At 68.0% G+C, this 26058-nt stretch carries 24 protein-coding genes; 5 read left to right on the top strand and 19 right to left on the bottom strand.

Features of this window, described 5'->3' with window-relative positions; translation table 11 throughout:
* Window positions 1-225: 225 nt before the first annotated feature.
* The 8 genes from CHB74_RS19120 to CHB74_RS19085 form a co-directional block, all read right to left on the bottom strand.
* Window positions 226-615 (bottom strand): thioredoxin family protein, encoded by a 390-nt coding sequence (locus CHB74_RS19120; protein WP_089221108.1) that lies wholly within the window; start codon window positions 613-615, stop codon window positions 226-228.
* 53 nt (window positions 616-668) lie between these two features.
* Window positions 669-989, bottom strand: a complete 321-nt coding sequence (gene trxA, locus CHB74_RS19115; protein ID WP_089221107.1) for a thioredoxin TrxA — start codon at window positions 987-989, stop codon at window positions 669-671.
* 80 nt (window positions 990-1069) lie between these two features.
* On the bottom strand, window positions 1070-4471 hold the full coding sequence (gene addA, locus CHB74_RS19110) for a double-strand break repair helicase AddA (RefSeq protein ID WP_089221106.1): 3402 nt from the start codon (window positions 4469-4471) through the stop codon (window positions 1070-1072).
* Complete coding sequence (gene addB / locus CHB74_RS19105) at window positions 4468-7458, bottom strand: double-strand break repair protein AddB (RefSeq protein ID WP_089221105.1); 2991 nt, start codon at window positions 7456-7458, stop codon at window positions 4468-4470. The genes addA and addB overlap by 4 nt, the downstream gene beginning before the upstream one ends.
* The gene (locus CHB74_RS19100) at window positions 7455-8216 is read right to left on the bottom strand and encodes a nucleotidyltransferase family protein (RefSeq protein WP_089221104.1); all 762 of its coding nucleotides are present in this window, start codon (window positions 8214-8216) and stop codon (window positions 7455-7457) included. The genes addB and CHB74_RS19100 overlap by 4 nt, the downstream gene beginning before the upstream one ends.
* Complete coding sequence (locus CHB74_RS19095) at window positions 8213-9205, bottom strand: aminoglycoside phosphotransferase family protein (protein WP_089221103.1); 993 nt, start codon at window positions 9203-9205, stop codon at window positions 8213-8215. The genes CHB74_RS19100 and CHB74_RS19095 overlap by 4 nt, the downstream gene beginning before the upstream one ends.
* The gene (tsaE, locus tag CHB74_RS19090) at window positions 9202-9669 is read right to left on the bottom strand and encodes a tRNA (adenosine(37)-N6)-threonylcarbamoyltransferase complex ATPase subunit type 1 TsaE (RefSeq protein WP_089221102.1); all 468 of its coding nucleotides are present in this window, start codon (window positions 9667-9669) and stop codon (window positions 9202-9204) included. The genes CHB74_RS19095 and tsaE overlap by 4 nt, the downstream gene beginning before the upstream one ends.
* Window positions 9666-12011 (bottom strand): PAS domain-containing sensor histidine kinase, encoded by a 2346-nt coding sequence (locus CHB74_RS19085; protein WP_089221110.1) that lies wholly within the window; start codon window positions 12009-12011, stop codon window positions 9666-9668. Before CHB74_RS19085 ends, tsaE begins: the two co-directional genes overlap by 4 nt.
* 342 nt (window positions 12012-12353) lie before the next feature.
* Between CHB74_RS19085 and CHB74_RS19080 the strand changes: the two genes are divergently transcribed.
* Window positions 12354-12659, top strand: a complete 306-nt coding sequence (locus CHB74_RS19080) for a hypothetical protein (protein WP_089221101.1) — start codon at window positions 12354-12356, stop codon at window positions 12657-12659.
* A gap of 118 nt (window positions 12660-12777) precedes the next feature.
* Here CHB74_RS19080 and trmB read toward each other — a convergent pair whose 3' ends face one another.
* The 5 genes from trmB to CHB74_RS19055 all read right to left on the bottom strand — a co-directional run bounded on the left by trmB (window position 12778) and on the right by CHB74_RS19055 (window position 17170).
* Complete coding sequence (gene trmB, locus CHB74_RS19075) at window positions 12778-13470, bottom strand: tRNA (guanine(46)-N(7))-methyltransferase TrmB (protein ID WP_089221100.1); 693 nt, start codon at window positions 13468-13470, stop codon at window positions 12778-12780.
* Between the two features lie 52 nt (window positions 13471-13522).
* On the bottom strand, window positions 13523-13918 hold the full coding sequence (locus CHB74_RS22125) for a hypothetical protein (protein ID WP_089221099.1): 396 nt from the start codon (window positions 13916-13918) through the stop codon (window positions 13523-13525).
* Between the two features lie 61 nt (window positions 13919-13979).
* Entirely contained in the window at window positions 13980-15161 is a 1182-nt protein-coding gene (gene metK / locus CHB74_RS19065; RefSeq protein ID WP_089221098.1) for a methionine adenosyltransferase, read from the bottom strand.
* Between the two features lie 69 nt (window positions 15162-15230).
* Complete coding sequence (lnt, locus tag CHB74_RS19060) at window positions 15231-16739, bottom strand: apolipoprotein N-acyltransferase (RefSeq protein ID WP_089221097.1); 1509 nt, start codon at window positions 16737-16739, stop codon at window positions 15231-15233.
* Window positions 16736-17170 carry an acyl-CoA thioesterase gene (locus tag CHB74_RS19055; protein WP_089221096.1) on the bottom strand — a complete coding sequence of 145 codons (435 nt, stop codon included), beginning with the start codon at window positions 17168-17170 and terminating at the stop codon, window positions 16736-16738. The genes lnt and CHB74_RS19055 overlap by 4 nt, the downstream gene beginning before the upstream one ends.
* A 119-nt stretch (window positions 17171-17289) precedes the next feature.
* Between CHB74_RS19055 and CHB74_RS19050 the strand changes: the two genes are divergently transcribed.
* Window positions 17290-18465 carry a glycosyltransferase family 4 protein gene (locus CHB74_RS19050; protein ID WP_089221095.1) on the top strand — a complete coding sequence of 392 codons (1176 nt, stop codon included), beginning with the start codon at window positions 17290-17292 and terminating at the stop codon, window positions 18463-18465.
* 3 nt (window positions 18466-18468) lie between these two features.
* Here CHB74_RS19050 and CHB74_RS19045 read toward each other — a convergent pair whose 3' ends face one another.
* A complete protein-coding gene (locus tag CHB74_RS19045; RefSeq protein WP_089221094.1) occupies window positions 18469-18792 on the bottom strand; it encodes a YnfA family protein in 324 nt (107 codons plus the stop codon).
* Entirely contained in the window at window positions 18789-19460 is a 672-nt protein-coding gene (locus tag CHB74_RS19040) for a uracil-DNA glycosylase (RefSeq protein WP_089221093.1), read from the bottom strand. The genes CHB74_RS19045 and CHB74_RS19040 overlap by 4 nt, the downstream gene beginning before the upstream one ends.
* Before the next feature lie 23 nt (window positions 19461-19483).
* Between CHB74_RS19040 and folK the strand changes: the two genes are divergently transcribed.
* Complete coding sequence (gene folK, locus CHB74_RS19035; protein ID WP_089221092.1) at window positions 19484-19969, top strand: 2-amino-4-hydroxy-6-hydroxymethyldihydropteridine diphosphokinase; 486 nt, start codon at window positions 19484-19486, stop codon at window positions 19967-19969.
* 31 nt (window positions 19970-20000) lie between these two features.
* Here folK and CHB74_RS19030 read toward each other — a convergent pair whose 3' ends face one another.
* Genes CHB74_RS19030 through CHB74_RS19015 form a run of 4 tightly spaced genes read right to left on the bottom strand, consistent with a single transcriptional unit; the run spans window position 20001 to window position 24150 of the window.
* Window positions 20001-20315 (bottom strand): hypothetical protein, encoded by a 315-nt coding sequence (locus tag CHB74_RS19030; RefSeq protein ID WP_089221091.1) that lies wholly within the window; start codon window positions 20313-20315, stop codon window positions 20001-20003.
* 17 nt (window positions 20316-20332) lie between these two features.
* The gene (locus CHB74_RS19025; protein WP_089221090.1) at window positions 20333-21748 is read right to left on the bottom strand and encodes an MBOAT family O-acyltransferase; all 1416 of its coding nucleotides are present in this window, start codon (window positions 21746-21748) and stop codon (window positions 20333-20335) included.
* A complete protein-coding gene (locus tag CHB74_RS19020) occupies window positions 21749-23191 on the bottom strand; it encodes a GDSL-type esterase/lipase family protein (RefSeq protein ID WP_179220927.1) in 1443 nt (480 codons plus the stop codon).
* Entirely contained in the window at window positions 23188-24150 is a 963-nt protein-coding gene (locus CHB74_RS19015; protein WP_089221089.1) for an SGNH/GDSL hydrolase family protein, read from the bottom strand. The genes CHB74_RS19020 and CHB74_RS19015 overlap by 4 nt, the downstream gene beginning before the upstream one ends.
* A gap of 399 nt (window positions 24151-24549) precedes the next feature.
* Between CHB74_RS19015 and CHB74_RS19010 the strand changes: the two genes are divergently transcribed.
* Both CHB74_RS19010 and CHB74_RS19005 read left to right on the top strand, forming a co-directional pair.
* The gene (locus tag CHB74_RS19010) at window positions 24550-25617 is read left to right on the top strand and encodes a linear amide C-N hydrolase (protein WP_245843042.1); all 1068 of its coding nucleotides are present in this window, start codon (window positions 24550-24552) and stop codon (window positions 25615-25617) included.
* A 12-nt stretch (window positions 25618-25629) separates the two neighbouring features.
* Window positions 25630-26028, top strand: coding sequence for a hypothetical protein (locus CHB74_RS19005; RefSeq protein WP_144033861.1), 399 nt, complete (start codon window positions 25630-25632; stop codon window positions 26026-26028).
* The last annotated feature ends 30 nt before the right edge of the window (window positions 26029-26058 follow it).

Here is a 26058-nt window from a genome sequence, read left to right as displayed (position 1 = left end):
GCCACCCGCTACGACAAAAGCAAAAGCTCCTATCTCGGCTTCGTCAGCCTCGCATCAGCATTGCTGTGGCTACCCTTTGTCCACGTGGCCTAGCCATTCGCTCGGGTTACTCGGAACAGGATCACTTGGCGTGGCAGCCCAAGCTGGAGTGGTAACAAATGCCAACAGCGCAAGCAGAAGAACTGGCCGCATATTTCCGACTGCTCCTTCGATCATCTCGCTTTCCTAAAGCGCGAGCTTGGCGCTTTGGGCGATGAAGGCGCGCAGATCGTCGCGCCCCGTGGCGCCGACCATGCCGCCGGTCTGCTCGCCATTCTGGAACATCAGCAGGGTCGGCGTGCCTTCGACGCCGAATTCCTGCTTGGTGTAGGGATTTTCGTCGACATCGAGGCTGACGATATCGACCTTGCCGGCCAGTTCGCCGGACATCTGGTCAATCCATTGTTCGACCGCGCGGCAGGCGGCGCAATTCTTGCCCTGGAACAGCACGAGCACGGGCCTCTCGCCCTCCAGCGCGATCTGGAAGCTGCTTTTTTCACTGACCGGGCGGATCACCTGCGCGGGCGCTGCGAGCGGCAGCAGCAGAGCGAGGCCAAAAAGAAACGGGCGGAGCATGGCCCGAAATGGCCATGGCCCCGCCCGCTTTGCAAGCGCTTCGTGCGCAGGCTTCAGAGTTCGCTTTCGATCCAGCCCTTGAGCGCGCTCTTCGGCGCGGCGCCGACCTTGGTGGCGGCAGGCGCGCCGTTCTTGAACAGGATCATCGTCGGGATGCCGCGAACGCCGTACTTGCCGGGCGCGTCGGGGTTGTCGTCGATGTTGATCTTGGCGATCGTCACCTTGCCGTCGAATTCGACCGACAATTCCTCCAGCGACGGGCCGATCATCTTGCAGGGCCCGCACCATTCGGCCCAGAAATCGACGAGGACGGGCCCATCGGCCTTCAGAACATCGTCGTGGAACGAAGCGTCGGTGATCGTCTTGGTGGCCATGATGGCAAACTCCTTGGTGTTCCGGAACGATGTAGGCAGCGCTGCCGCCCCACTCAACGGGCGAGAGGCAGGATTTGCTCCTAGCCTGTCAAGCCTGGCTTGTGGCGGTGCAGCAATTCGGGTGGCAGGACGATCAGGCTGGGGCCCGCCGTATAGAGCAGGGCCACATCAACGGTGCGGCCGGGGAAGATCACTTCCAGCGCGGCGGCATAGGCCGCCATCTGGCGAAGGTGATGTTCGGGCACCGCATCGCGCCCGGCGGGGACGCGCCTGCCGGTCTTGAAATCGACGATGCGAACGCGGCTTTCGCTCACCAGCAGGCGATCGACCGTGCCGGCGACGACATCGCCACCGACGACGGCGGCAATCGGCGCTTCGGCCAGTGCGTCCGCGCCGAACAGATCGGCGAAGGCCGGGTCCGCGATGATCGCCAGCGCATCGCCAGCCAAGGCCTCCCGCACAGCCGCATCGGCCACGCCGGCCGAATGTTCGAGCCAGGCGAGCGCGGTTGCCGCGCGCCGATCGGGCGCGATCGCGGGCAGCCGTTCGAACAGGGCATGCAGCAACGTGCCGCGCCGCGCGGCTTCCAGCATGGCGGGCGTCGGCGGCGGATCGGCCACCGTATCGGCGCCGAGCGACGAAGGCGCGAGCGGCTTGGGCGGGCGCGATTCCCGTGGCGCCGGCGCGCGCAGCCATGCGGGTTCCGCGAAGGGAATATCCGGCCGGGACGGCCGGGCCTTGCCGCCGCGCGCAGCGCCGCCGCGATGATGATGCGCCTCGCCCCACAAAGGATCGGCTTCGCCAACCGCGCCGAGCGCATCCATCGCGCCACGCAGCGCACGATACCAGCTATCCTGCGCAGGCCCGCCGCGCGCCACATCGCGCGCGCCCAGCGCGCCGCCGATCAGCAGCCGTTCCTCGGCCCGCGTGGTCGCGACATAGAGCAGCCGCCAATGTTCCTCGAGATCGCGGCGGCGCGCGCGTTCGAGATCGTCGGCCAGCCCGCCACCCGCCAATTCCGCCTTGCGCGGGCGGAATACGGGAACCGCGACACCATCCTCGATCGTCCAGTCGAGCCCGCGCACCGGCGACGCGCCGGGATCGCCCGTCGCATCCGCCAGCACCACCACCGGCGCCTGCAACCCCTTCGAGCCATGCACCGTCATCACCCGCACGGCATCGAGCGGGGCGGAAGGATCGCGTTTGATCTCCACATCGCCACGATCGAACCAGTCGATGAAACGCTGGAGCGAGGGCGTGCTGTCGCTTTCGAACTGGAGCGCGGCGTTGAGCAGTTCCTCGATCGGATCGCGCGCCTCCTGCCCCAGCCGCGCCAGCAGCTTGCGGCGGCCGTCGATCGGGCCGGACAGCAGGGCTTCGAGGAAGCGATAGGGCGTGGTGAGATCGGCCGTGGCGAGCAGCCCGGCCAGCAGATCGCGCGCGGCCGCCACGCCACCATGCGCGCGCACCGCCTGCCACAGGCTGCCCTTGCGGCCAAAGCCGACCGCGTAAAGCTCGTCCTGCGACAGCCCGACCAGCGGCGAAACGAGCAGCCCGGCAAGGTTGAGATCGTCGTCCGGCTGGAGCACGAAGCGCACGGCCGCCAGCAGATCGCGCACGGCGAGCGGCGCGGTCAGCCGCAGGCGATCGACCCCGGCGACCGGCACCCCTTCGGCATGCAGGCGGGCAACGATCAGCGAGGCGAGTTCGCCGCGCTTGCGGACGAGGATCAGCAGGTCTTCGGGCCGGAACGGGCGCCCCTTGCCATCGACCCAGAAGGGATCGTCCATCCAGGCGCGGACCTGCTTGGCCAGCCGCCCGGCAAAGGCGCGGGTGGCATCGTCGATCCAGCCTTCCTCGGCATCGGCCTCGTCGCTCGATCCGACGGCGACCGGCGGCCAGATGGTGACCGCGCCGAGCCGCCCTTCGCGGGCGCTGACATGGCGTGGCGGCGGCGCATCGAGCCCCATGGCGCCATGGCCGAGATCTTCGATCAGCCGATCGACCAGTTCCAGCACCGGCGGCGTCGAGCGGAAGGAGCGATCGAGCGACAATTGCAGGAATTCGCGATCGGCGCCGCGCGCACGCACGTCGAACACCTGGCTGGCCGCCAGGAAGGCCGCCGGGTCCGTGCCCTGAAAGCCGAAGATCGCCTGCTTGAAATCGCCGACGGTGAAGATCGTGCGATGCGCCGGATGGCGGGCGCCCGCGCCGGCGAAGAATTCGCCCGCCAGCGCGGCGACGATCGTCCATTGCGCGACATTGGTGTCCTGCGCCTCATCGACCAGGATATGATCGATCGCCTGATCGAGCTTGTAACGCACCCAATCGCCCATGCCGTCGGTCTGCAGCAGGCGGACGGTGGCGCGGATGAGATCATCGAAATCGACGACGCCGGCGATCCGCTTGGCATCGGCATAGGCCCGCGCATAGGCTTGCCCCGCCCGCAGCCCGCGTGCGAGGATATCGGCCAGCGCCGCGCGCAGGCGCAGCCCGATCAGCGCATTGCAGGCAGCGCCCACGCGTTCGGCGAACATCGCATAGCCCGGTTCGGCATCGACCAGCTTGGCGCTCGCCTTGCGCGGCTCGCCCGTCTTGGTGAGGACGACACCGGCCAGATCATCGAGCATCGCGGCGCGCGATGCCGGGGCCGCGGCGAGGAAAGCGGCGCAGGTGTCGGCCGCCTTCAGGCCGGTCGCCGTGCCCCATGCTGCGTTGGCACGCGAAACGGCCAGCACCGCCGCGACATCGAAGGCAGCGTCGACGCAGGCCCGTTCGATCGCCTCACCCACATCGCCCAGCGGCACATCGAGCGCGGTGCGGACCTTGGCCGCGATGCCGGGGCCCAGCGCCTTCATCGCCTGCGGCGCGCGCGCACAGGCCATCAGATAGGATTCGGCTTCCTTTTCACCCAGCCGCCGGCTCAACGCCTGCACATCACCGATCAGGCCGAAATCGCCGCCGCGTTCTGCCCGGTCGAGCAATTCGCCCAGCGTGCGTCGGGCGAGCGCCGCTTCCTCCCGCCCTTCGAGCGGGCGGAAACCCGGCGCCAGCCCGGCTTCGTCGGGAAAGCCGGCGAGCAACGTCTGGCAGAAGGCATGGATCGTCTGGATGCGCAGGCCGCCGCCCGGCGCATCGAGCACGGCGGCGAACAGCGCGCGGGCCCGCGCGATGGCATCCGCATCATGCACCGCGCCCAGCGCGAACAATTCCTTCTTCAGCGCATTATCGTCCAGCCGCACCCACCAGGCGAGCCGGGCGTGAACGCGCTCCGCCATTTCCGCCGCGCCCGCCTTGGTGAAGGTGAGGCAGAGGACGGTTTCCGGCCGCACGCCGCTCAGCAACAGGCGGAGCACGCGGGCGCTCAACACATGCGTCTTGCCGGTGCCGGCGGACGCGGAAAGCCAGACCAGTTCGCGCGGATCGGAAGCGATGCGCTGTTCGCCGCGCAATTCGCTGAAAGGCTTCAGGCGATTGCTCATCCCTCGCCCTCCCCGCCCGCATCGCGGCCAAGCCATTCGTCGAGGCGCATCAGCTGGTCATAATCGGCATAAGGTGAATATTCGGGGTGGAGCTTGGCGGTGAAGGCTTCGTTGCCCGTCAGCCAGCGCGTCGCTGCATCCTCGAACACCGATGCGGCGGCGGCGGTGAAATCCTCGGTCGCGATGGTGGCGGTGCGGCCCTTGGTGGGGCTCGCCACATGGCCAAGTTCGCCCGCCTTGGCTGCCAGCGACCAATATTCAAATGCGGACGGCACACCATCCACATCCTTGAAGCCACCCTTTTCGGCGAGCAGGCCAAGCAGGCCGAGCTGCATGGCGAAGCCGGCGGACACCTGCGCATTATTGGGCGGCTGGCCGGTCTTGTAATCGACGATGGCGAGCCCGCCGTCGCCCAGACGGTCAATCCGGTCGGCCGTGCCATAAAGGGTAACGCCGGCTACCTCCGCCTCGCCAAAGATTTCGGCGGCAACGGGTTCGCGGCCTTCGGCACGGTTGGCCGCCACCATGTTGCCGACCCATTCGACCGCTTCCATCAGCCGTGGCGTCCACAGCGCGCGCAGCACCGGATGGGCGGCGGTTTCATCCAGCATCGCGCGTGCGCGCGGCACCAAAGTCGCGGGATCGCAGCCATCTTCCTTCAGCCAGGCGTCGAAGATGCGGTGGACGGCGCTGCCGCGCCAGGCCGGGCCGGGATCGGCATCGACCGCATCGAGCCGGGCAAGGCCAAGCATGGCATCGGCGTAGAAGGCATAAGGATCAGCCTTGAGCCGATCGAGCCGGGTGACGGCGATCCGCCGGGGCCGATCCGCCACCGGCGGGCATGGCGCTGGCCGGTCCGCCGGCATGGACGGCCCGGCTGGCCGATCGAGCGCGCGGGCCCAGCCCTTCAGCCGTGGCGCGCGGGTGATGCCGCCGGTCATCGCTTCCAGCCGCAGCCACAGGCGCGAGGCGATGGCGGGCGCACGGGCATCGCGCCGGGCGCGCGTGACGATCACCTGCCGCGCGCCCAGCCCCTGCGCGAAATCATGCGCGGCAAGGCCGATCCGCCGTTCGAGCCCCGGCAGCCCCAGCGCCGCGCGCGCCGCCGGCGCCAACCACGGATCGGGCGAGGGCGCCGCCGGCCAGGTGCCTTCGTTCAGGCCGCCGAGGATGACGAGATCGGCCTGCTGCAAGCGCGCTTCGAGCACACCCCAGATGAAGATGCGCGGGTGGCCGCCCTGCGGCGGGCGCACCGCCTGTTCGTCGGTCAGCTGGCGCAGGATGCGCAGGATATCGTCGGCGCCGGCGCTGGCCGGGCCATCCGCCATCGCTTCTTCCAGCGCGGCGACCAGATCGGCCGCCGCCCGCCCGTCGGCGCCGCTCCATGCCGCATCGTCCGCCAGCACGCCGGCGGCGTCGCGGATCGCGGCGATCAATGCGGCGGGGGTGGAACCGCCGGCAAAGGCGGCTTCCAAGGGCGCCAGCAGCGCCGCAACCGTCTGCCACCAGGCCATGGCGGGCGCGCGGACGCGGCGTTCGCGCGGATCGCCTTCGGCCAGATGGCGGGTGATGCCCGCCAACCCCGCTGCCGGGCGCGGGCCGCGCAAGGCGCGATCGAGGCGGCGGGCACCGTCCAGCCAGTCCAGCCGCTTATCACCTGCCTGCACCAGTGGATGCTTGAGCAAGGCGAGCAACGGCACCGGCGCGAAATGTTCGGCCGCCGCCTCGGCCAGCGCGAGCAGCAGGCCGCCCGCCGGGGTCGCGGTCAACGGCCGGCCGGCGGAATCGTCGGCTTCGATGCCCCAGCGGCGAAGATGCGCCGAGACGCGCCGGGCAAGCGCGCGATCGGGCGTGACGAGCGCGGCGGTGCGGCCTTCCTCCTCGATCGCCTGTCGCAAGGCGATCGCGATCGCCTGCGCCTCTTCGGCCGGGCCATCCAGTTCGATCGCGCGCACGCCGGTCAGGCGCCGATCGGCCGGCCGCAGCGCCACCCATTCGGCGGTGAATTCGGCCGGCATCATCGCATGGCTGATCGCCCGCGTGCGGGCCGCCGGCGCGTCATGCCCGCCGCCGCGCCGCCACAGGCGAACCTCCCCCCGGCCGACATGCATGCGATCGAGCAGCAGCTTGAGGTGGAATTGCGGATGGGATTCGATCGCGCGGCGCCGGCGGCCGGTTTCCGGGTCCGCATCATGCGGGCCCAGCGCATCCCAGGCAGGCTGCGCCATGGCGAGATCGAGGCCGGGAAAGACGACCATCCCGTCCGGCAGCATGGCGATGGTGCGCAACAGCCGCGCCACCGCCGGTGCGGAAGTGGTGATGCCGGCCGCCACGACGAAGCTGGCCTGCGGCGGCGCTTCCACCCAGCGGCGCGCGGCGCGATCGAGCAGGCGGTTGCGCCGGTCGGCCGCGTCCAGCCGGTTGCGCCGCGCAAGCTCCTCCGGCCAGCGCGACAGCACCAGTTCGAACGTCGCCAGCGATGTCTGCCAATGCGCGGCGAGATTGGGTTCCACCGCCGGGTCGATCAGCCGGGCCAGCCGGGCGGGCTCGATCTCCTCGACCAGCAATTGATCGAGCGTGCGGGCGAGTTCGGCGGCGAGCCGCACCGCTTCCGCCGTTGGCGCCGGGTTGCCGGCGGCGACGCGCGCCTCGGATACCAGCCGGGCGAGGATCATCAGCCGCGCCATCGGTTCGATCGCCGGCGGTACGGGATCGCCATCGGCGGGGTCGAGCAGGCCGCCCAGCTTCTCGCCCAGTTCAGGATCGCCGATCGCGATCAGCCGGGGCAGCAACAACCCGCCGGCCGCCCGGCGGACGAAGGCATCCGTCACGCCGCGAACCGCGCGATTATTGGGCAGCAGCACGATACCCCGCGCCAGCCCGAGCGGATCGCCGCCGTGGCGCGCGATCAGGCCGGCGGCCAGGGCATCGGCGAAGCCGCGATGCGGCGGGATGGTGAAGACCTGGGGGGTCGGCGCGGCGTTCACCCGGCGGCCAGCAGCGCTTCGGTGCGGGCGATGGCGCCGGGCGTGCCGACATCGAACCACAGCCCCTGATGGACGACGCCATAAGCGCGGCCCGCCGCGATCGCGCGGTCCCACAGGATGTTGGTGGAAAACGGGCCTTCCGGCGCATCGGCGAACAGGCGGCGGGAAACGAGTTGGATGCCGGTGAAGACGAAGGGCGCCACCTTGCCGGGCCGACGGCGCGAAAGCAGTCCATCGGCATCCATGTGGAAATCGCCCGGGCCCGAATGGCAATGCGCGCGCGCCTGCGGCACGACCAGCAGCAGCGCATCCATCTTCGCATCGTCCCAGCGCTGGCCAAGCAGGCGGATGGCATCGACCGGGCCATCGACCCACAGATTGTCGCTGTTGACGACAAGGAAGTGATCGTCCTCGATCAGCGGCAGCGCCTTGACCGTGCCGCCGCCGGTTTCGAGCAGTTCGGCCCGTTCGTCCGACACGATGATTTCCATATCACCGGCCTTACGGCGCAGATGGGCCTCCAGCGCGTCGGCGAGATAATGGACGTTCACCACCGCGCGGCGGACGCCCGCCGAACGCAGCCGATCGAGCGCGTGATCGAGCAGCGGCTTGCCCGCCACCTCCACCAGCGGCTTGGGCCGGGTGGCGGTCAACGGGCGCATGCGCTTGCCCAGCCCCGCCGCCATCACCATCGCGGTGCGCACCGGCGCACCCCCGGAGTTGGGGCGGATCGCCAGCGGCTTGCGATAGCGTGTCATGCACGTTGCTCCCAAAAGGCGGCACGGGCGCTGGTGGGCACATTCGCGTCGAACCAGCGCTTCACCGGCGCCAGCGCCGGATGGGCGAGATTGCGTTCGAGATAGCCCCACACGCGCGGCTGATAAGCGAGATAACCGGCCTTGCCGTCGCGCTTCCACAACCGCGTGAAGATGCCGATGATCTTGGTGTTCCGCTGCGCGCCGAGGATTTCGTAATGCGCGCGGAAGCGTTCGGCATCGCGCGTTCCCCGCGCGGCGAGATAGGCGGTCAGCATCTCGTCTTCCAGCGAAGGCGAGACATCGCGGCGGGCATCCTGCAGCAGCGACACGAGATCATAAGCCGGGTGGCCCGCCAGCGCGTCCTGAAAATCGAGCAGGCCAAGCCGTTTCAGCCCCGGCCGATCGAGCAGCAGCAGATTTTCCGCATGATAATCGCGCAGCACCAGCACGGGATCGTCGGCCACCACGCCCAGCACGTCGTGCCAGCATTCCGACCAGGCGGCGTCGAAACCGGCCTCGTCGACATCCAGCTCCACCGCCGGGGCATACCATTCGGTGAACAGCCGCACCTCGCGCAGCATCACCGCTTCGTCATAAGGCGGCAGGCCGTGCGGGGCCGATTGCGCGGCCAGCGCATCGAGCACGCGGATCGCATCGGCATAGATGGCGCGTTCGGGCTGCGGATCTGCCTTCAGCACCGGGCCGACCAGCCGATCGCCGAAATCCTCCAGCAGCAGCAAGCCCTGATCGCGATCGACCGCCAGCGTCTGCGGGGCGGAAAGGCCGCGCGCATCGAGCTCGGCCGCGATGGCGAGGAACGGGCCGATATCCTCCTTGTCGGGCGGCGCATCCATCAGCACCGCGCTGCGGCCCGGCGCCACGACGCGGAAATAGCGGCGGAAGCTGGCATCACCGGCCAGCGGCAGGATTTCGGCATCACCCCAGCCATTGCGGCTAAGGAAATCGGGGGCAGCGACAGGAGGGATCATGCGGGGCGAAACTCGCGCGGGGGCCAACGGCCTTCCCATGCCTCGGGCACCGTCCAAGTCAAGCGCCGCGCGCCATCCGGCGTCACTTCAAAGCTGAGGTGGAGCGTATCGGGCCACAGCCGCGGGCCGAGCCGTTCCGCCCACTCGATCAGCAGCGCGCCATCGTACAGCGCCTCGTCGAGGCCGAGTTCCGCTGCATCGTCAGCATCTTCCACGCGATAGAGATCGACATGCCAGACCGGCAAGGCGACATCGGGCGGATCATAGGCCTGGACGATCGCGAAACTTGGCGACGGCGCCTCCTCCGCCAGCCCCAAAGCGGCCAGTGCACCGCGCGCGAAGCTGGTCTTGCCGGCGCCGAGATCGCCGTGCAGCGCGACCACGTCGCCCGGCCGCAGCAGCGGGGCGAGCGCGGCACCCGCAGCCTCGGTCGCCGCCGCGTCGGGCAGGCGCCACCCGGTCATTGCGGCCTCGGCAACTGGATCAGAAAGGTGGAGCCTTCGCCCGGTTCGGACATCAGTTCCAGCGTGCCGCCATGCGCCTGCACGAATTGCCGGGCGAGCGGCAGGCCCAGCCCAGCCAGTGGCCGGCTCTCCGCCGCCCCCGCCCCCGGCAGCCGCTGGAAGCGATCGAAGATGCGCTCGCGATCCTCCGAAGCGATGCCGGCGCCATTGTCGGACACGATGATCCGCGCATTTTCCAGATCACCGCTGCCCTTCAGCAGCACACGCCCGCCCGCCGGCGTGTAGAGGATGGCGTTGCGCAGCAGATGATCGACCGTCTGGCGCAGCCGGCGCCTGTCGCCCGCGACCGCGCCGATGGCGGGTTCGATCTCGACCGCAAGTTCCAGCGGCCGGGCCTTCGCGGCATCGGCAATCGCGCCTGCGGCATCCCGCAGCAAGGCGGCAAGGTCGACCGGCTCATGCTCCGGCGCCAGCCCGTCGGCCTCGAAATCGGTCAGGTCCAGCACGTCGTCGATCAGCGCGCCGAGCCGCGCGACCGATTCGAGGATCGCACCGACATAATCGCGCGCGGTTTCCTCCAGCTGGCCCGCATAGCCGCCAGCCAGCATCTCGGCGAAGCCACCGATGGTGGTGAGCGGCGTGCGCAGTTCGTAGCTCATGCTTTCGACGAACGCGGTCTTGAGGCGATCCGCCTCCTCCAGCGCTTCGTTGCGATCGCGCAGCATACGCTCGATCCGGCGGCTGTCGGTCACGTCCAGCATCGTGAACAGCGCGTTGCCATCGGGCAGCGGCACCGCCGCGAACTCGAAATTGCGGCCGTCGGCGAAGGCGACATTGCCGGTGCGCTGCTGCCGATCGACAGTGGCGATCCGCACAAGATCGCGAATCAGGCCCGCGCGCGACGGATTGGCGAGCCGTTTCGCCACGGTTTCGACCAGCGCATCGACACGCGGGTTGAGCGCGAGATCATTTTCGCCGAGCTGCCACACCTCGCGGAAGCGGTTGTTCCACAAATGCAGGCGGCCGTCGGCGGCGAACACGCCGATCGCCTCGAACAGATTGTCGAACGTGGCGCTGCGCACCCGCAACAACGTGTCGCGCGCGCTGGCCAGCTGGATCTCCTCGGTCCGATCCTCGAAGATGACCAGCAGGCCGCCATCGGGCATCGGCTGCGCCATAACGCGCAGATGCGCGCCGCCGGGCAGCAGCCAGCTTTCCTCCACCGCCTCGCCCGCATCCTGGAACCATGCCCGGCGCTCGGCCTTCCAACCCGGAAAATCCCGGCTTTCCGGCGCGCGATTGGCTTCGCGCATGCGTTCGAGCACGCGATCGAATTCGGGACGGTCGGCCAGCCACTCGGCCTCCATCGCGAACATGCGCTGGAAGGGCTGATTGCAGAAGGTGAGCAGGCGATCGCGGCCGAACTGGGCGACGCCGGCGGACAAATGATCGAGCAGGACGCGCTGGGCGCGCGCGAAGCGTCCGAGATCGGCACGCGCCTCCTCCAGCTCGCCCACGTCGAAGGCATAGCCCGCGACCCCGGCCTCGCCCAACGGCACGTCGACGATGCGGACCATCCGGCGTTCACCCGCAATCGTCGCGGGGACGGTGCGGATCAGCGGATCGCCGCTGTCGCGCGCGGCGGCGGCGGCGAACATCGGCCCCACCCCGTCGGTCGCCTCGATCAGTTCAAGGCCACGCGCGATCACGTCGGCGGCATCATCGCCTTCGACCGCATCGACATAATTGCTGTTGACCAGCGCCAGCCGCAGATCGGGGCCGCGATGCCACATCGGGAAGGGTGCCGCCTCGATCAGCGCGGACAGCGATTCCAGCGCACGGGTCAGCCGCCCGCCGGCATCGCGCAGCCGGGTGATCTCCTCCTGGCTTTCGGTGGCGTCGAACAGCCACAGCACGACGCGGCCCGGCCGCGCACCGGGGCGGCCACGCGCCATCAGCACGCGCGCGGAACCGCGCACGCGGAAGGAGCGCGCAAAGCCCGCGCCGCTGCGCTGGGTGGCCGTGATATCGCGGGCGAGCGCCTGGGCATCGGCCTCGTCCAGCCCGCCATCGCGATCGGCGAATTCCTCGATCGAGCGCGGGATACGGCGCAGGCCCAGCCAGTCCGCCAGCCGCTCGTCGGCATCGATCCGGCCATCGGCCTCGACCAGAACCGCCACCGCCGGCGCGGCGCTGACCAGTTCGGCAAAGCGTTCGGACGCGGCCTCGGCAATGCCGGCGCGGGCCGCACGGCGCAGCCCCACGATCGTCGCCCAGCCGGCCAGAACCAGCCAAAGCGCCGCCAGCCCGGCAATGACCGCAGCCGCGCCCTGGCTGATCATGATCATATCCGGCCCTGCCCCCAATGGCGCCGGCCGGTTCCCCGTGCGAGACCCATGGATGCAGCCTTAGAGCCTGATCGACCGAGGTGGAAGCGCCTAAGCGCTTCCAGCGAGATCGTGAATCAGGCTCTCTTCCTTGGACGAGACCTTGATTAACGCTTCAGGCCCCGGCCTGAAGCGATCAAGGTCTTGAGCCTGATCGACCGAGGTGGAAGCGCCTAAGCGTTTCCAGCGAGATCGTGAATCGCCTGCGACCCGATGTTGACCTCTTGGGCCGCTTCATGGGTTACTCTCCGGCGGATGGGTAGGCGCCAGGGAGGCAATGCCCGGGGAGACAATGCGATGTCGGCGACCAGCGACGGCGATTGGACGAAAACCGATCTCGATCTTTTGCACAGCATGGACAAGGCCGGCCTGCCGGTCGACCAGATGGCGCGGCGGCTGGGCCGCACCGAAGACGCCATCGCCGGCCATCTCGCGGAAGTGCGTGCCCGCACCGGCCCGGTGCGTTTTCCCGGCGAGCGTATCCACAGCACCCGCCAGGACTGGCAGGGCCCCGACGAGGAAGGCGATGCGCCGCTACCGACCGGCAAGCGCGCCGACGACACCGCCACCTGGGTGCATATCGACCCCGAAGGCGAGCGGTGAACCGGCGATCACAGCACGTCGCCGAACATCAGCCATAGCATCACGAACCAGGCGATCAGGCCAATCGTGCCGAAGATCCAGCCCGAACGGGCCGACACCCAGTTCCAAGCCCGGCCGATCAACGCCGGATATACCTGAAATACCAGACCTCGTGGCCGATGCGCCGCGCCTTCGCCTCATAGCGCGTCTCCGGCCAGTCGGCCGGGCGCTCCAGAAAATCGCGCGGGGTTTCGGCCTGCCAGATGAAATCGGGGCTCTGCCCCATCACCATCATGCCCCAGCGGCAATAGACCGGATGATCGGTGCCGAAACGGAATTCGCCGCCCGGCTTCATCTTCTTCGCGATCAGGGCGATCGGCCCGGCGTTCATGAAGCGGCGCTTGGCGTGACGCGCCTTGGGCCAGGGATCGGGATGGAGCAGCCAGGCCCGCGTCAGCGACGCATCGGGCAGCCGTTCGAGCACGTCGAGCGCGTCGCCCATATGGATGCGCACATTATCCAGCACCTCGCGCTCGATATGGCCGAGCGCGCCGACGACGCCGTTCAGGAAGGGTTCGCAGCCGATGAAGCCGTGATCGGGCCGCATCGCCGCCTGCGCCGCGAGATGCTCGCCCGCGCCGAAGCCGATTTCCAGTTCGAGCGGGCGCCCCTGCCCCTCGGCATCACCGAACAGGATATGGCTGTCGACCGGCCCCGTTTCCGGCACCGCCACGCGCGGCATCAGATCCTCGACAAGCGCGGCCTGGCCCTGGCGCAGCTTGTGGCCCTGGCGACGGCCATAGAGTCGGCGAATGGTGGTAGGATCGTTCATGGCCGCGCCCTCTACCGATCCCGGCCGGATCGCGCCAGCCGTTCGATCCGCGTCAGAGCGTTACCCGCGCGCCCTGTTGCGACAGCCAGCCGGCGGCGACCGGCAGCAAGACGCCGCCTGCCCACATCCACATCGGGTGCGGGATGACGAGCATGGTCGCGACGCCGGACAAGGCGACCGCAGCGGCGACGATCCAGCCCGCTATCGCGCGATCGGCGATGCGGTTGGCCAGATAGCCGCCGATCAGCGCGCCGAGGAACCAGGCCGCCAGCACCACGGCCTTGGCGCCGAACGGAACGGCGTCCATCGCGCCGGCCAGTTCGGCGACGTCGCGAGGATCGATGCTGGAGGACAGGGGATAAAGCTGGTGGCCGAGAGATTCGGCGATCGCCACCGTAGCGAAGGCGACGATGATCCCGGCGGCAATTCCGAGGAAGAGCTTGAGCATGGCGGCCCCCTTCTGCCGCCATGCATCATGCCTCAATCCGACGCGGGCCGGAAGCCCGATATCAGGCGAGCGCAGCCTTGAGCTGTTCGACCAGATCGGTCTTTTCCCAGGTGAACAGATCGCCGTCCGGCTTGCGGCCGAAATGGCCGTAGGCGGCGGTCGGCTGGTAGATCGGCTTGTTGAGCTTGAGGTGCGTGCGGATGCCCTTCGGCGTCAGGCGCACCAGCGTCGGCAGCACCGTTTCGATCCGCGCTTCATCGACAATGCCGGTGCCGTGCGTGTCGACATAGAGCGACAGCGGCTCGGCCACGCCGATGGCGTAAGAAAGCTGGATGGTGCAGCGCTTGGCGAGGCCCGCCGCGACGACATTCTTGGCGAGATAGCGGGCAACATAGGCGGCCGAACGGTCCACCTTGGTCGGATCCTTGCCGCTGAACGCGCCGCCGCCATGCGGGGCCGCACCGCCATAGGTGTCGACGATGATCTTGCGGCCGGTGAGGCCGGCATCGCCATCGGGACCGCCGATTTCGAACAGGCCGGTCGGGTTGACGTAGATGTCCTTGTCTTCCGGCAGCCAGCCGTCCGGCAGCACATCGCGGAAAACGCCGGTCACATAATCGCGCAGCTTGGCCTGGCCGGCATCGTTGCTGAGCGACGGGTTATGCTGGGTGGAAACGACGAGCGCCGTCGCGCGGACCGGCTTGCCGCCTTCATATTTCAGCGTGACCTGGCTCTTGGCGTCGGGTTCGAGGAAATCGACGACATTGTTGTGGCGGTCATGCGCCAGCCGTTCGAGGATGCGGTGCGAATAATATAGCGTGGCGGGCAGCAGATCGGGGGTTTCGTCGGTCGCATAGCCGAACATGATGCCCTGATCGCCGGCGCCTTCATCCTTGTTGCCGCTTTCGTCCACGCCCATCGCGATGTGCGCCGACTGGCCATGCAGGTGGCAGGCGAAATCGGCATATTGCCAGTGGAAGCCATGCTGTTCGTAACCGATGCGCTTCACCGTGGCGCGCACGACCTCTTCGATCTCGGCCTGGCTCGGCGTCACGTCCTCGCGGCAGCGGACTTCGCCGGCAAGCACGATGCGCTGCGTCGTCACCATGGTTTCGCAGGCGACGCGCGCTTCGGGATCGCGCGACAGGAACAGATCGACCACCGCATCCGAAATCTGGTCGGCCACCTTGTCGGGATGCCCTTCCGAGACCGACTCGGACGTGAAGAGATAGTCGCTGCGCATCGAACACATGCCCTTTCGGCTGCCTCCGCTCCCCAGACGGAAGCGGATATAAAGGATTCCTTATGTCCCTTAGCGCGCGATGCGGCGGTGCGCAATGACAAGCAGGATCAACAGCCCTGCAAACAGGAGCGGAAACACATTGCCGGCACGCGAAAACGGCGTCGCCGCGCGCGCGGCCGGCAGGCGCCCGTCGATCGCGCCGGCCGTCCGCCACGGCAGGCTTTCCACCACGCGGCCGCGCGCGTCGATGATCGCGGAAATGCCGGTCGGCGTGGCGCGGATGATCGGCAGCCCCTCCTCGATCGCGCGGAGCCGTGCCTGAGCAAGATGCTGGGGCGGGCCGGACGGCCCGAACCACGCGTCGTTGGACGGATTGAAGATGAAATCCGGCCGCGCGGCCGGATCGACCACCTGCCCCGAAAAGATGATTTCGTAGCAGATCTGCACGCCCACCGTGCCGAAGCCCGGCAGGGCATAGCTTTTCGGCCCCGGCCCCGGCCAGAAATCGAGATCGCCCGGCGCCAGCCGCGACAGGCCGATCGCCGAAAGGATCGGCCGCATCGGCAGATATTCGCCATATGGAACAAGGTGCGCCTTGTCGTATCGGGCCAGCATCCGGCCGCTCGCATCCATCGCGAACAGGCTGTTGCGCGCACCGGCGGCATAGCCGTCCTTGCCCCATTCGAGCGCGGTGCCCCCGGTGAGGATGATGTCGCGCGGGCCGAGCAGGCGCCTGATCCGCGCACGCGCGCGCCGGTCTTCGACACGCCCCTCCTCCAGATATTCGGGCACGGCGGCCTCAGGCCAAAGGAGCAGGCGCGGTTCCGCCGAGCGGCGTCCCGACAGGCTGGCGAGCCGCGCGAAATTCTGATCCTCAAACCCTTCGCGCCACTTGTCCTGCTGGCCGATATTGGGCTGGACGACGCGGATCAGCGGCCCTTTGGCGGGGCCGTCCCCCTTCGGCAGCAATGCCAGCGCGACCACCGCCACGACGGCCAGCGCCGCGCCGCCCGCCTGCCATTCCCGCCGCGCGACCAGCCAGAGCCCGCCGGCGGCAAGGATGACGAGGCCGGAAACGCCGTAGGTGCCGATCAGCGCCGCCGCCTGCGCCAGCCCTGCCATGTCGAGCGCGATCACACCCAGCGGGTTCCAGGCAAAGCCGGTGAACAGCGACGCGCGGAGCCATTCGGCAATGATCCACGCCGCCGCGAAGATCAGCAGATAACGGGCCGCATGATCACGCCCCCAACGCCAGGCCAGCCCCGCCGCGACCGCCGGAAACAGCGCCAGATAAAGCGCCAGCAGGCTGACCGCGATCCAGCCGAGCCAGGCCGGCATCGCATCCTGATATTGGAAAGCCGTGGCGATCCAGTTGTTGCCGATGATGAAATGGCCAAGCCCGAACCACCAGCCGATCGCCAGCGCCGAACGCAGGCGCGGTGCGGCCGCCACCAGCCCCATCCATGCCGCGACGCCGATCAGCGCCAGCGGCCACCAGTGAAGCGGGGCAAATCCGGTGGCGGAAAGGCCGCCGAGGCCGAGCGCGATCAGCCAGCGGCTGCGGGGTCCGATCGTCATGCGCGCAGCGACCGCCCTTCATAGGCTTCGAACAATGCGACATAATCGGCGGCGACGGGGCTCGACTGGCGGGCATCGTCGATATGCACCTGCACGGTTTCGCCCGCCGCGCGCAGATCCTCGCCCCCCTTGCCATGAAACTCGAAGGCGAAGGTCAGCGAACTGCGACCGGCGCGGGCGAGGCGGATGCAAAGATCCACCTCCTCGTCCAGCCGCACCGACGCCTTGTAATCAATGCTGGTGCGCGCGACGACGAACTGCGCCAGCCCTTCCACCCCCGCCGGATCGGGCACGCCCACCGCGCGCAGATATTCGGTGACGGCGATGTCGAGATAATCGAGGAAACGCGCGTTGAATACGACCGCCTGGGCGTCGATCTCCGAATAGCGGACGCGCTTGGGGTAGGAGAAACGGAAATCGGCGCGAGCCATGGTGCAACTCCGGTGCGAATGCGCCGGGGCTAGATCAGCGGTGCGGCGCACGCAAGCGGCGCGCCCGCACGATCAACAGCAATGGCATTTTGCGCGGCGAACGACTAAAGGCGCCGACCATGCAAACCAGCGAGCTCCGCATCGCCCTGTTCACGGGCAACTATAATTATGTCCGCGACGGGGCCAATCAGGCGCTCAACCGGCTGGTCGGCTATCTGCTCAATCAGGGTGCCGCGGTGCGCATCTATTCGCCGCGCACCGATACGCCGGCCTTCCCGTCCGTCGGCAAGGTCGTCGGCGTGCCGGCCCTGGCCCTGCCCGGCCGCGCCGAATATCGCGCGCCGCTGATGATCCCGCCTTCGGTGAAGCGCGACATCCGCGATTTCCAGCCCAATCTGTTCCACGTCGCCAGCCCCGAAATCCTGGGCCACCGCGCCGTGACGCTGGCGCACAAGAAAGACCTGCCGGTCGTCGCGTCGGTCCATACCCGCTTCGAAACCTATCCGCGCTATTACGGCCTCACCTTCATGGAGCCGGTGGTGGAAGCGATGCTGCGGCGTTTCTACCGCCGCTGCGACGCGATCTTCGCGCCATCCGAATCGATGGCGCAGCTGCTGCGCGAACAGCGGATGAACTACGACGTCGGCATCTGGTCGCGCGGGGTGGAACGCGACACCTTCTCGCCCGAGGTGCGCGATCTCGGCTGGCGCCGCAGCCTGGGCATCGCCGATGACGAGCCGGTGATCGGCTTCGTCGGCCGGCTGGTGATGGAAAAGGGCCTCGACGTGTTCGCGGACGCGATCGACAAGCTCGTCCAGCGCGGCGTGAAGCACCGGGTGCTGGTGATCGGCGAAGGCCCCGCCCGCGAATGGTTTGAAGGGCGCCTGCCGCAGGCGGTGTTCGTCGGTTTCCAGAAGGGCGACGATCTGGGCCGTGCGGTCGCCTCCTCCGACATGCTGTTCAACCCGTCGGTCACCGAAACCTTCGGCAATGTCACGCTGGAGGCGATGGCCGCCGGCCTGCCGGTCGTCGCCGCGATCGCCACCGGCAGCCAGAGCCTGGTCGAGGACAATGTGACCGGGCGGCTCGTCCGTCCCGGCGCGATCTCCGCCTTTGCCGATGCGCTCCAGCATTATTGCGAGGACAAGGATTCGCGCGCCGCCGCCGGTGCCGCCGGCCGCGTCGCCAGCGAACGCTTCGGCTGGGATGCGGTCAATCAGGAACTGGTCGACGCCTATCTGCGCATCGTCCGCCAACGGATGGAGCATCGGCCGCCGTCGCAACGGCCGCGCTGAGGATCAGGACGGGCGCGGCCCCCACAGGATGAGGCCCGCGCCCAGCAGGCAGATCGCCGCGCCGATCACGTCCCAGCGATCGGGCCTCACCCCTTCCACCGCCCACAGCCAGCCGATCGCCGCCGCGATATAGACGGCGCCATAAGCGGCATAGGTGCGTCCGGCCTGCTCCACCTCGACGAGGGTCAGCAGATAAGCGAACAGGCATAAGGACAACACGCCCGGCGCCAGCCACCAGGGTGACTTGTCGAGCCGGAGCCACGCCCAGAAGGCGAAGCAGCCGGCGATTTCCGCCAGCGCCGCGCCGACATAGGCGAAAGCCGTCACGCGTCGCCCAACTCGCGCAACGCCACCGCACGGGCAAAAACCGCCTCGAACATCTCGGGCGTCAGCCGGCCGGTATTCTGGTTGTAGCGCGAGCAGTGATAGCTATCGACCAGCCGCATGCCGCTCGGCAGGCGATGTTCCGCGCCATGATCGAAGCGATATTTGGGCAGCTTGCCGCCCAGCGCCTTGATCGCCGACTGGTGGGCGATCTGGCCAAGCGCCACGACCACCTTGAGGTTGGGCAGCGCCTCCAGCTCAGGCTCCAGAAAACGCCGACAGGTCTTGATCTCCTCCGGCGTCGGTTTGTTTTCCGGCGGCACGCACCGCACCGCGTTCAGCACGATCGCGCCCTTCAGCGCCAGCCCGTCGTCGGGCCGCCCGGCAAACTCGCCCTCGGCCAGCCCGAACCTGGCGAGCGTCGCGTAAAGCAGGCCGCCGGCGAAATCGCCGGTGAAGGGGCGGCCGGTGCGGTTGGCGCCCCACAGGCCGGGCGCAAGGCCGACGATGGCGAGCCACGCTTCGGGATCGCCGAAGCTCGGCACCGGGGCATTGTGCCAGTCGGGATGTTCGGCGCGCTGCGCCTCGCGGAAGGAAACGAGGCGGGGGCATAGCGGGCAATCATGGCCGGGTTCGATCGGCGCGTCGCCAAGGGGGGTGGGCATGGTCATCGTGCTGCGATAGGCGCAGCGGCATGCCGCGCACAAGCTATGCCATCGCCTTGGGCTCCAATCGCCGCCACGGCCGCCATGGCGCGCCCGAAAAGGTGATCGCGGCCGCGTTGGCCGCGCTGGAAGCGCAAGGCGTGCGCGTTCTCCGCGCCTCGCCGGTGATCCGCACCGCCGCGATCGGCCCGGCGGGACGCGGCTTCGCCAATGCCGCCGTGATCGTCGAATGCGATCTCGATCCGCCCGCGCTGCTCGCCCTGCTCAAGCGCACCGAACGGGCGTTCGGCCGCCGCCCCGGCCGCCGCTGGGGGCCGCGCGTGCTCGATCTCGATATCATCCTCTGGTCCGGCGGCGGCTGGGCCGGCCCGCGCCTCGCCATCCCCCACGCCGCCTTCGCCACGCGCGCCTTCGTCCTCGATCCCCTCGTCCGCATCGCCCCCGACTGGCGGCACCCGAAGACCGCCCGAACCGTCCGCCAGATGCGCGCGCGTCTGGGCCGGGCGTCGGGTTAAAGGCGGCTCGTCAGGCGGGGCAGCCCTGCCGCTATTCGGCAGCCGGATCCTGCCCTTCGAAGCGCAGCGCCTGAAGCTGTTTCCAGCGGGCGTGGAGCCAGGCGCGCGGGGCGGCGAGGCCGATGGCTTCGGTGGTTTCTTCCCAGCTTTCGGTGACGGTGACGATCCGCGCGCTGGTTTCGGTGGGCGCAAGTTCGACCGCCCAGCCATTGAGCGAGATCGCGTTGGTGAGGCCGAGGAACAGCGTCGCCACCGCGATCGTCACGCTGGTCCACACCAGCGGGCGGCCGTGCGTATCGGGTTCGCCCGGCAGGTCCACCGGGGAGGGATGATGTTCGTCGGACATGGCGCCGTCTCCTTCCCTCAGAACTGATAATAGATGAAGGGCGCGACCCCTTCGAAACGCATGGCATCGATGATCAGGATCACCGCGCCGGTGCCGAGGCCAAGGAGCAGGGCCGGCACGCTGCGCAGGCGGAGCGCGATGCCCTGCGCCAAAGTGGGCGGGGTGAAGTGGATCATCATGCCGAACAGGATCAGCCCGATCATCAGCGGGGTCGCGATCGTCGCCCCCCAATCGCCCCGGCCGATGCCGCCGAGGAAGGCAATCGCCCCGTCGAAGGTTTCGGCGCGGAAGAAGATCCAGCCCAGAGTGACGATGTGGAAGGTGATGAAGATGGCGATCGCCGCCGGCATCAGCGGCCAGTGCTGCGGCCGGAACTTGCGCCACAGCGTTTCCATCACCTGCACGATACCGTGGAGTCCGCCCCAGATCAGGAAGGTCCATTTAGCGCCGTGCCAGAAGCCGCCGAGCAGCATGGTGAGCAGGATGTTGCGGCACGCCTTCCACACCCCGCCCCGGCTGCCGCCAAGCGATATGTAGAGATAGTCGCGCAGCCAGCTCGACAGGCTGATGTGCCAGCGCCGCCAGAAATCCTGCAGCGAACGGGCGCGATAGGGCTGGTTGAAATTGAACGGGAAACGATAGCCGAGCAGCGCGGCAAGCCCGATCGCCATGTCGCTATAGGCGGAGAAATCGCAGTAGATCTGCACCGCATAGCCATAAGCCGCGATGACGAGATCGAGGCTGGAATGGGCCGAGGGATCGAAGAAGATCGGATCGACGAGGTTGACCGACAGTTCGGACGCGACGACCGCCTTCTTGAACAGGCCCCAGACGATCAGCAGCAGCCCCATCGCCACCATGCCGCGTTCGAGCCTGGGCGTCTGCCTGAACTGCGGGATCAGATCCGACGCACGGACGATCGGCCCGGCGACGAGGTGGGGGAAGAAGGACATGAGGAGCGTCATGTCGAGCAGGCTGGCCGGCGGCACCTTCCGCCGCGCGACATCGATCAGATAGGACATGCCCTGGAAGGTGAAGAAGCTGACCCCCACCGGCAGGATGATTTCAAGCAGCGGCATATCCCGCTCGAACCCGAACTGGTGGAGCAGGACGCCCAGCTGTTCGAGGAAGAAATCATAATATTTGAAGAAGCCCAGGATCGCGAGATTGGCGGCGACGCCGAAGACCAGCAGCGCCTTGCGGCGGCCCGCTTCCCACTCCTCGTCGGTGCGCGCGATCAGCGCCGCCGTGCCCCAGTTGAGCACGGCCGAGAAGATCAGCAGCGCGACGAAGCGCCAATCCCACGCGCCATAGAAGACCCAGCTGGCCAAGAGCAGCAGGATCTTGCGCCACTCGTTCGAGCCGCGCACGGCCCAGGTGAGCGCATAGACGGCCAGGAAGAACAGGCCGAAGGTGAGGGTTGGGAACAGCATTTAGCGGGGCGCGACAAGCAAGGCGTGGGCGCGTTCGAAATCGGTGTTCAGGCGCTGCGCGATATCGCGGCCGCCAGCCGAGTTGAAATGCACATAATCGCCGCGCATCAGCGGCGGATTGGCCTTGACCCATTTCACCGCCGAGCAGGCACCGCCCATCCGCGCTTCCCAATCCCAGAAAGCGATGCCGAGCTGGCCGGCGACGCGGCGCTGCACATCGCGGACGGCTCGAAGCCCTGCCGGCGGGAAAAGCGGATTGTTCTTCACCGACCAGATCGTTTTGGTGACGGGCACCTGCGCCGCCGGTGCGGGCGGCGGCGGCGCGACATCATCGCCACTGCCATCTCCTTCTTCGCCAAGTTCGGACAGCAGCCCATCGAGCCGGCCGGTGCCGACCTTCGCCTCCGCCGTGGCGGGTGATGGCGTGGCAGGCGTCGACGCGCTGGCCATGGTGGTGAAGATCGACGGTTCCGCGCAAGGCTGCGGCGACTGGCCGGGCGCGTTGGTCAACATCGCCGCACGGCGGCTGCTGGCATCGGGCGCGCCGAACAGCAGCATCGGCACGCCGGGCGCGAGGCGGCGGATGCGGCCGATCTGGCTGCGCAGCGTGATTTCATATTCGTTCGGCCGGAAGATCGGGGAGAAGCCCTCGTTCGTGCCGAAAGCGAGGATGATGAGATCGGGCTTGTAGGCCCGCAATTCCTCCGCGACGACGCGATCGTCGGTGCGGGCGAAATGCTGGAGCTGCGATCCGACGACGCCGACATTGGACAGAGCAACACCGCCATTGTCGCGGAAGGTGGCCCAGGAGGTGATCGTCACCGGGCGATCATCGGCCACCACTTCCACCCGGAAGCTCGGCTGATCGAGTTCGACCGTGCGGCATTCGGTGCGCTGCGTGGCCGAGCCGAGCGCCATGCGTTCGGTGCGCGTGCCCGCGCGGATGGTGAGCGTGCCGGCATCGGGCGCGGCTTCGGCGCAGAGCACGAAGCGATCGAACATCTGGCCGGCATCGGCGGTCAGGCCAATCCGCGCACCGGGCTGCTGCGAGGTGAGGCTGAAGCCCGAAATCCCCATCGGCGGGCGCGGCGGCACCGATGCCCCGCCAAAGGTTGCCGCGATCTTCCAGCCCGACGACATGTCGGCGGTGACGCCGCGCGTCAGATAGCCCTGATAGGGCCGCCCGGCCGCGAGCACGCCCCGCCCACCCCCGCCATAACGGGCCTGGAGCAGTTCGCGCCACGATCCCGTGATCGTATCGCCCGCCGTATGGCTGTCGCCGATCTGGAGGATGTGGATCGGCCGCTTGCCGGGCTGGTTGCGCGGCTGGCGGCTGAGCTTTTCGTAAAAGGGTTCGAGCCCGCGAATGTTGCAGAGGCCATCGGCGCAGCTGGGCGCGGACGACGCGGCGGCGGCGGCAAAAGCGATCAGCGGCAGCATCATGATGCGCGCGCCTGCCGCTGCGGCTGGGCCGCGCCATCGCCTTGCGCGGCGAAGCTGCGCGCGGCTTCCACATAGCCGCGAATGCGATCGGCGAGGCTGCGGGTGATGCGGACATAGCCCGTCATCGACATGTGAATGCCGTCATTGGCGCGGATCAGGGTGCGTTTTCCTTCCGGTCCGTCCGGCAGATAGGGCGCATAGGCCCCACCGGCATCGACCGAGAAAGGCACGGTATCGATGAACGGAACGCCCAGCATCCGCATCCGATCGGCATAGAAGGCGTTCATCGCGGAAATGTCCGCATCGAAGCTTTCCTTGCGCATCTTGGGCAGGCCCACCCAATAGACCATCGCGCCACGGGAGCGGAGCAGGCGGACCAGACCGTCGATCCGTTCGCCGATCACGCGTTTCCATTCGGGCGTCAGCAATGCCGCCGCCTTGCCGCCCGCCATCACGCCTTGCGTGTCATTCGCGCCAAAGGAGATGACGGCGATGTCGACCGGGCCATCGGCCGCCAGTTGTTCGGCCGTGTGGTTTTCGATGTTGAGGCTGGCATAGCGCGTGAAGCCGGTGGATTGCTGGCTGTATTTCACCACCTGGAAGTTCGCGCTGGCGGGCAGCTGGCGATAGAGCGCCGACCACAGGCCATCGCCGAAACTGTCGCCGAACACGCCGACGCGGACCTTGCCGCCTTCGGCCAGCGTGTCGAGCAATTGCTGCTGGAAGGGCATCGCGCATTCCACGCCGGCCACCTGTGGCATCGGCGTGACGGCTGCGGGCGGCGCGGCGGGGACGGCGGGCAGCGGCGCGGCTTCCCCGGCATCGGCCACCTTTTCCACGGGCTGCGCTTCGGGCCAGGGTTGGCCGCCATAAGCGAAGGAAAAGCCGATCGCGGCGCCCGCCGCGACACCCAGAAACAGCACGGCGGTGCGATCGGCCAGCAACACCCAAGGCTTCATCGCAATACCCCGCCCGATTCCAAGCCGTTCTACGCGGATGCGCCCGATCGCGCGTCCGAGCTTGTCCTTAACGCGGTGCGGAGTCGGCTGTCGAGCAGGCAAATCGCGATGATCGGGCGGAATAACCCAGGGATGCGGCAAATTATAACTTGCAAATGCAAACCATTCTCAATAGATGAGTCGTTACCGGGAGCGGCCCCCTATCCGCTTCCGCGGGCTACGGCACCCTCTCCGCCGTGACGCGAAACAACTGGCCGGGATGGAGTCCCTTTTCCATCCCGGCCTATTTTTTGTTTCGGACCGGGAACACCTGCGATGCGTTCGCGGTTGATCCGCCGGCCCGGATGCACCGGCGGCCGTAACCGGCCACCCGGTCCCGGGCGAACAGGGAGAAGCGGCATGGCGTTCAGCGGCAGCTTGCGGATGATCGGGGCCCATCTGGCATGCGCGGCGACCAGCATCATGCTGGCAGCGCAGCCGGTGCTGGCCTGCACCCGACTGGTCTATCACGGCGCCGGTGGCGATGTGATCACCGCGCGGTCGATGGACTGGAAATCGGACGTCGCGACAAACCTGTGGATCTTCCCGCGCGGCATGGCGCGCAGCGGGCAGGCCGGGCCCAATTCGATCAAGTGGACGTCGCGCTATGGCAGCGTGATCGCCACCGGATATGAGGTATCGACCACCGACGGGATGAACGAGGCCGGCCTTTCCGCAAGCGTGCTGTGGCTGGTGGAATCGCAATATCCCAGGTTCGACCAGTCGAAACCGGGGCTGACCATCGCCGCCTGGGCGCAATATGTGCTCGACAATTTCGGCACCGTGGCCGAGGCCGTCGCCGCGCTGCGCGCCGAACCCTTCGTCATCGTCACCGATCATGTGCCCGGCGAAGACCGGCTGACGACGCTGCATCTGGCGATCTCCGACGCGAGCGGCGACAGCGCGATCGTGGAATATATCGACGGCAAGCAGGTGATCCACCACGGCCGGCAATATCAGGTGATGACCAACTCACCGATCTTCGACCAGCAACTCGCGCTCAACGCTTATTGGCAGCAGATCGGCGGCACGGTGATGCTGCCCGGCACCAACCGATCCGCGGACCGGTTCGCGCGGGCATCCTTCTATGTGAACGCGATCCCCAAGAGCGAGGACGCGGTGACGGCGCTGGCCAGCGTGTTCAGCGTGATCCGCAACGTATCCGTGCCCTTTGGCATCACCACGCCGGGCGAGCCCAATATCTCGTCGACGCGCTGGCGCACCGTGGCCGACCACAGGCGCAGGCTCTATTTCTTCGAATCCGCGCTGACACCGAACACCTTCTGGGTGGACCTGAAGAAGATCGACTTTGCGCCCACGGCCAAGGCGAAGCGGCTTGATCTGGGGCCGAACCAGCGCAACACCTTTTCCGGTGAGGTTTCCGGCGCCTTCGTGCCAGCCCAGCCCTTCACCTTTCAGGGCCTTTGAGCGGAGATTGCGATGAACCGACTTGCGATGCACCGGCTTCCTGTTCTGGGGATATGCACGGCACTGGCGCTGGCACCGCTGCTGCCCGCCGCCATCGCGACCGCCCAGCCCATCCCGATCCACATGTTCCGGGGCCTGGAAAAAGCGGACCTCGCCGCCTTGCAGCCGGTGGTGCGCAGCTCGCTTTCGGAAGATGCCGTGGGCGCGATCCGCAAATGGGAATCGGAAAGCGGCAAGCGCGGCTTCGTGCAATTGCTGGAAGGGGGCGCTGCGGCAGGGCTGGCCACCGGCACGGTCAAGATCACGCTGGTGCGCGGCGACCGGACGACGACGAGCATGGTGTTCAATGAGAACGGCGGAGCAATATTCGACCACGGTAGCGGCGGGATAGCCCTGCTGCGGGCGGCGTAAAAGTCGTCCACCTTGAAGCCTTTCTGCCAA

The sequence above is a fragment of the Edaphosphingomonas laterariae genome, assembly GCF_900188165.1.
Classification (GTDB): Bacteria; Pseudomonadota; Alphaproteobacteria; order Sphingomonadales; family Sphingomonadaceae; genus Sphingomonas_E; species Sphingomonas_E laterariae.
Note: the sequence above shows the minus strand (reverse complement) of the source record. Positions and strands in the feature narration are given on the sequence as shown.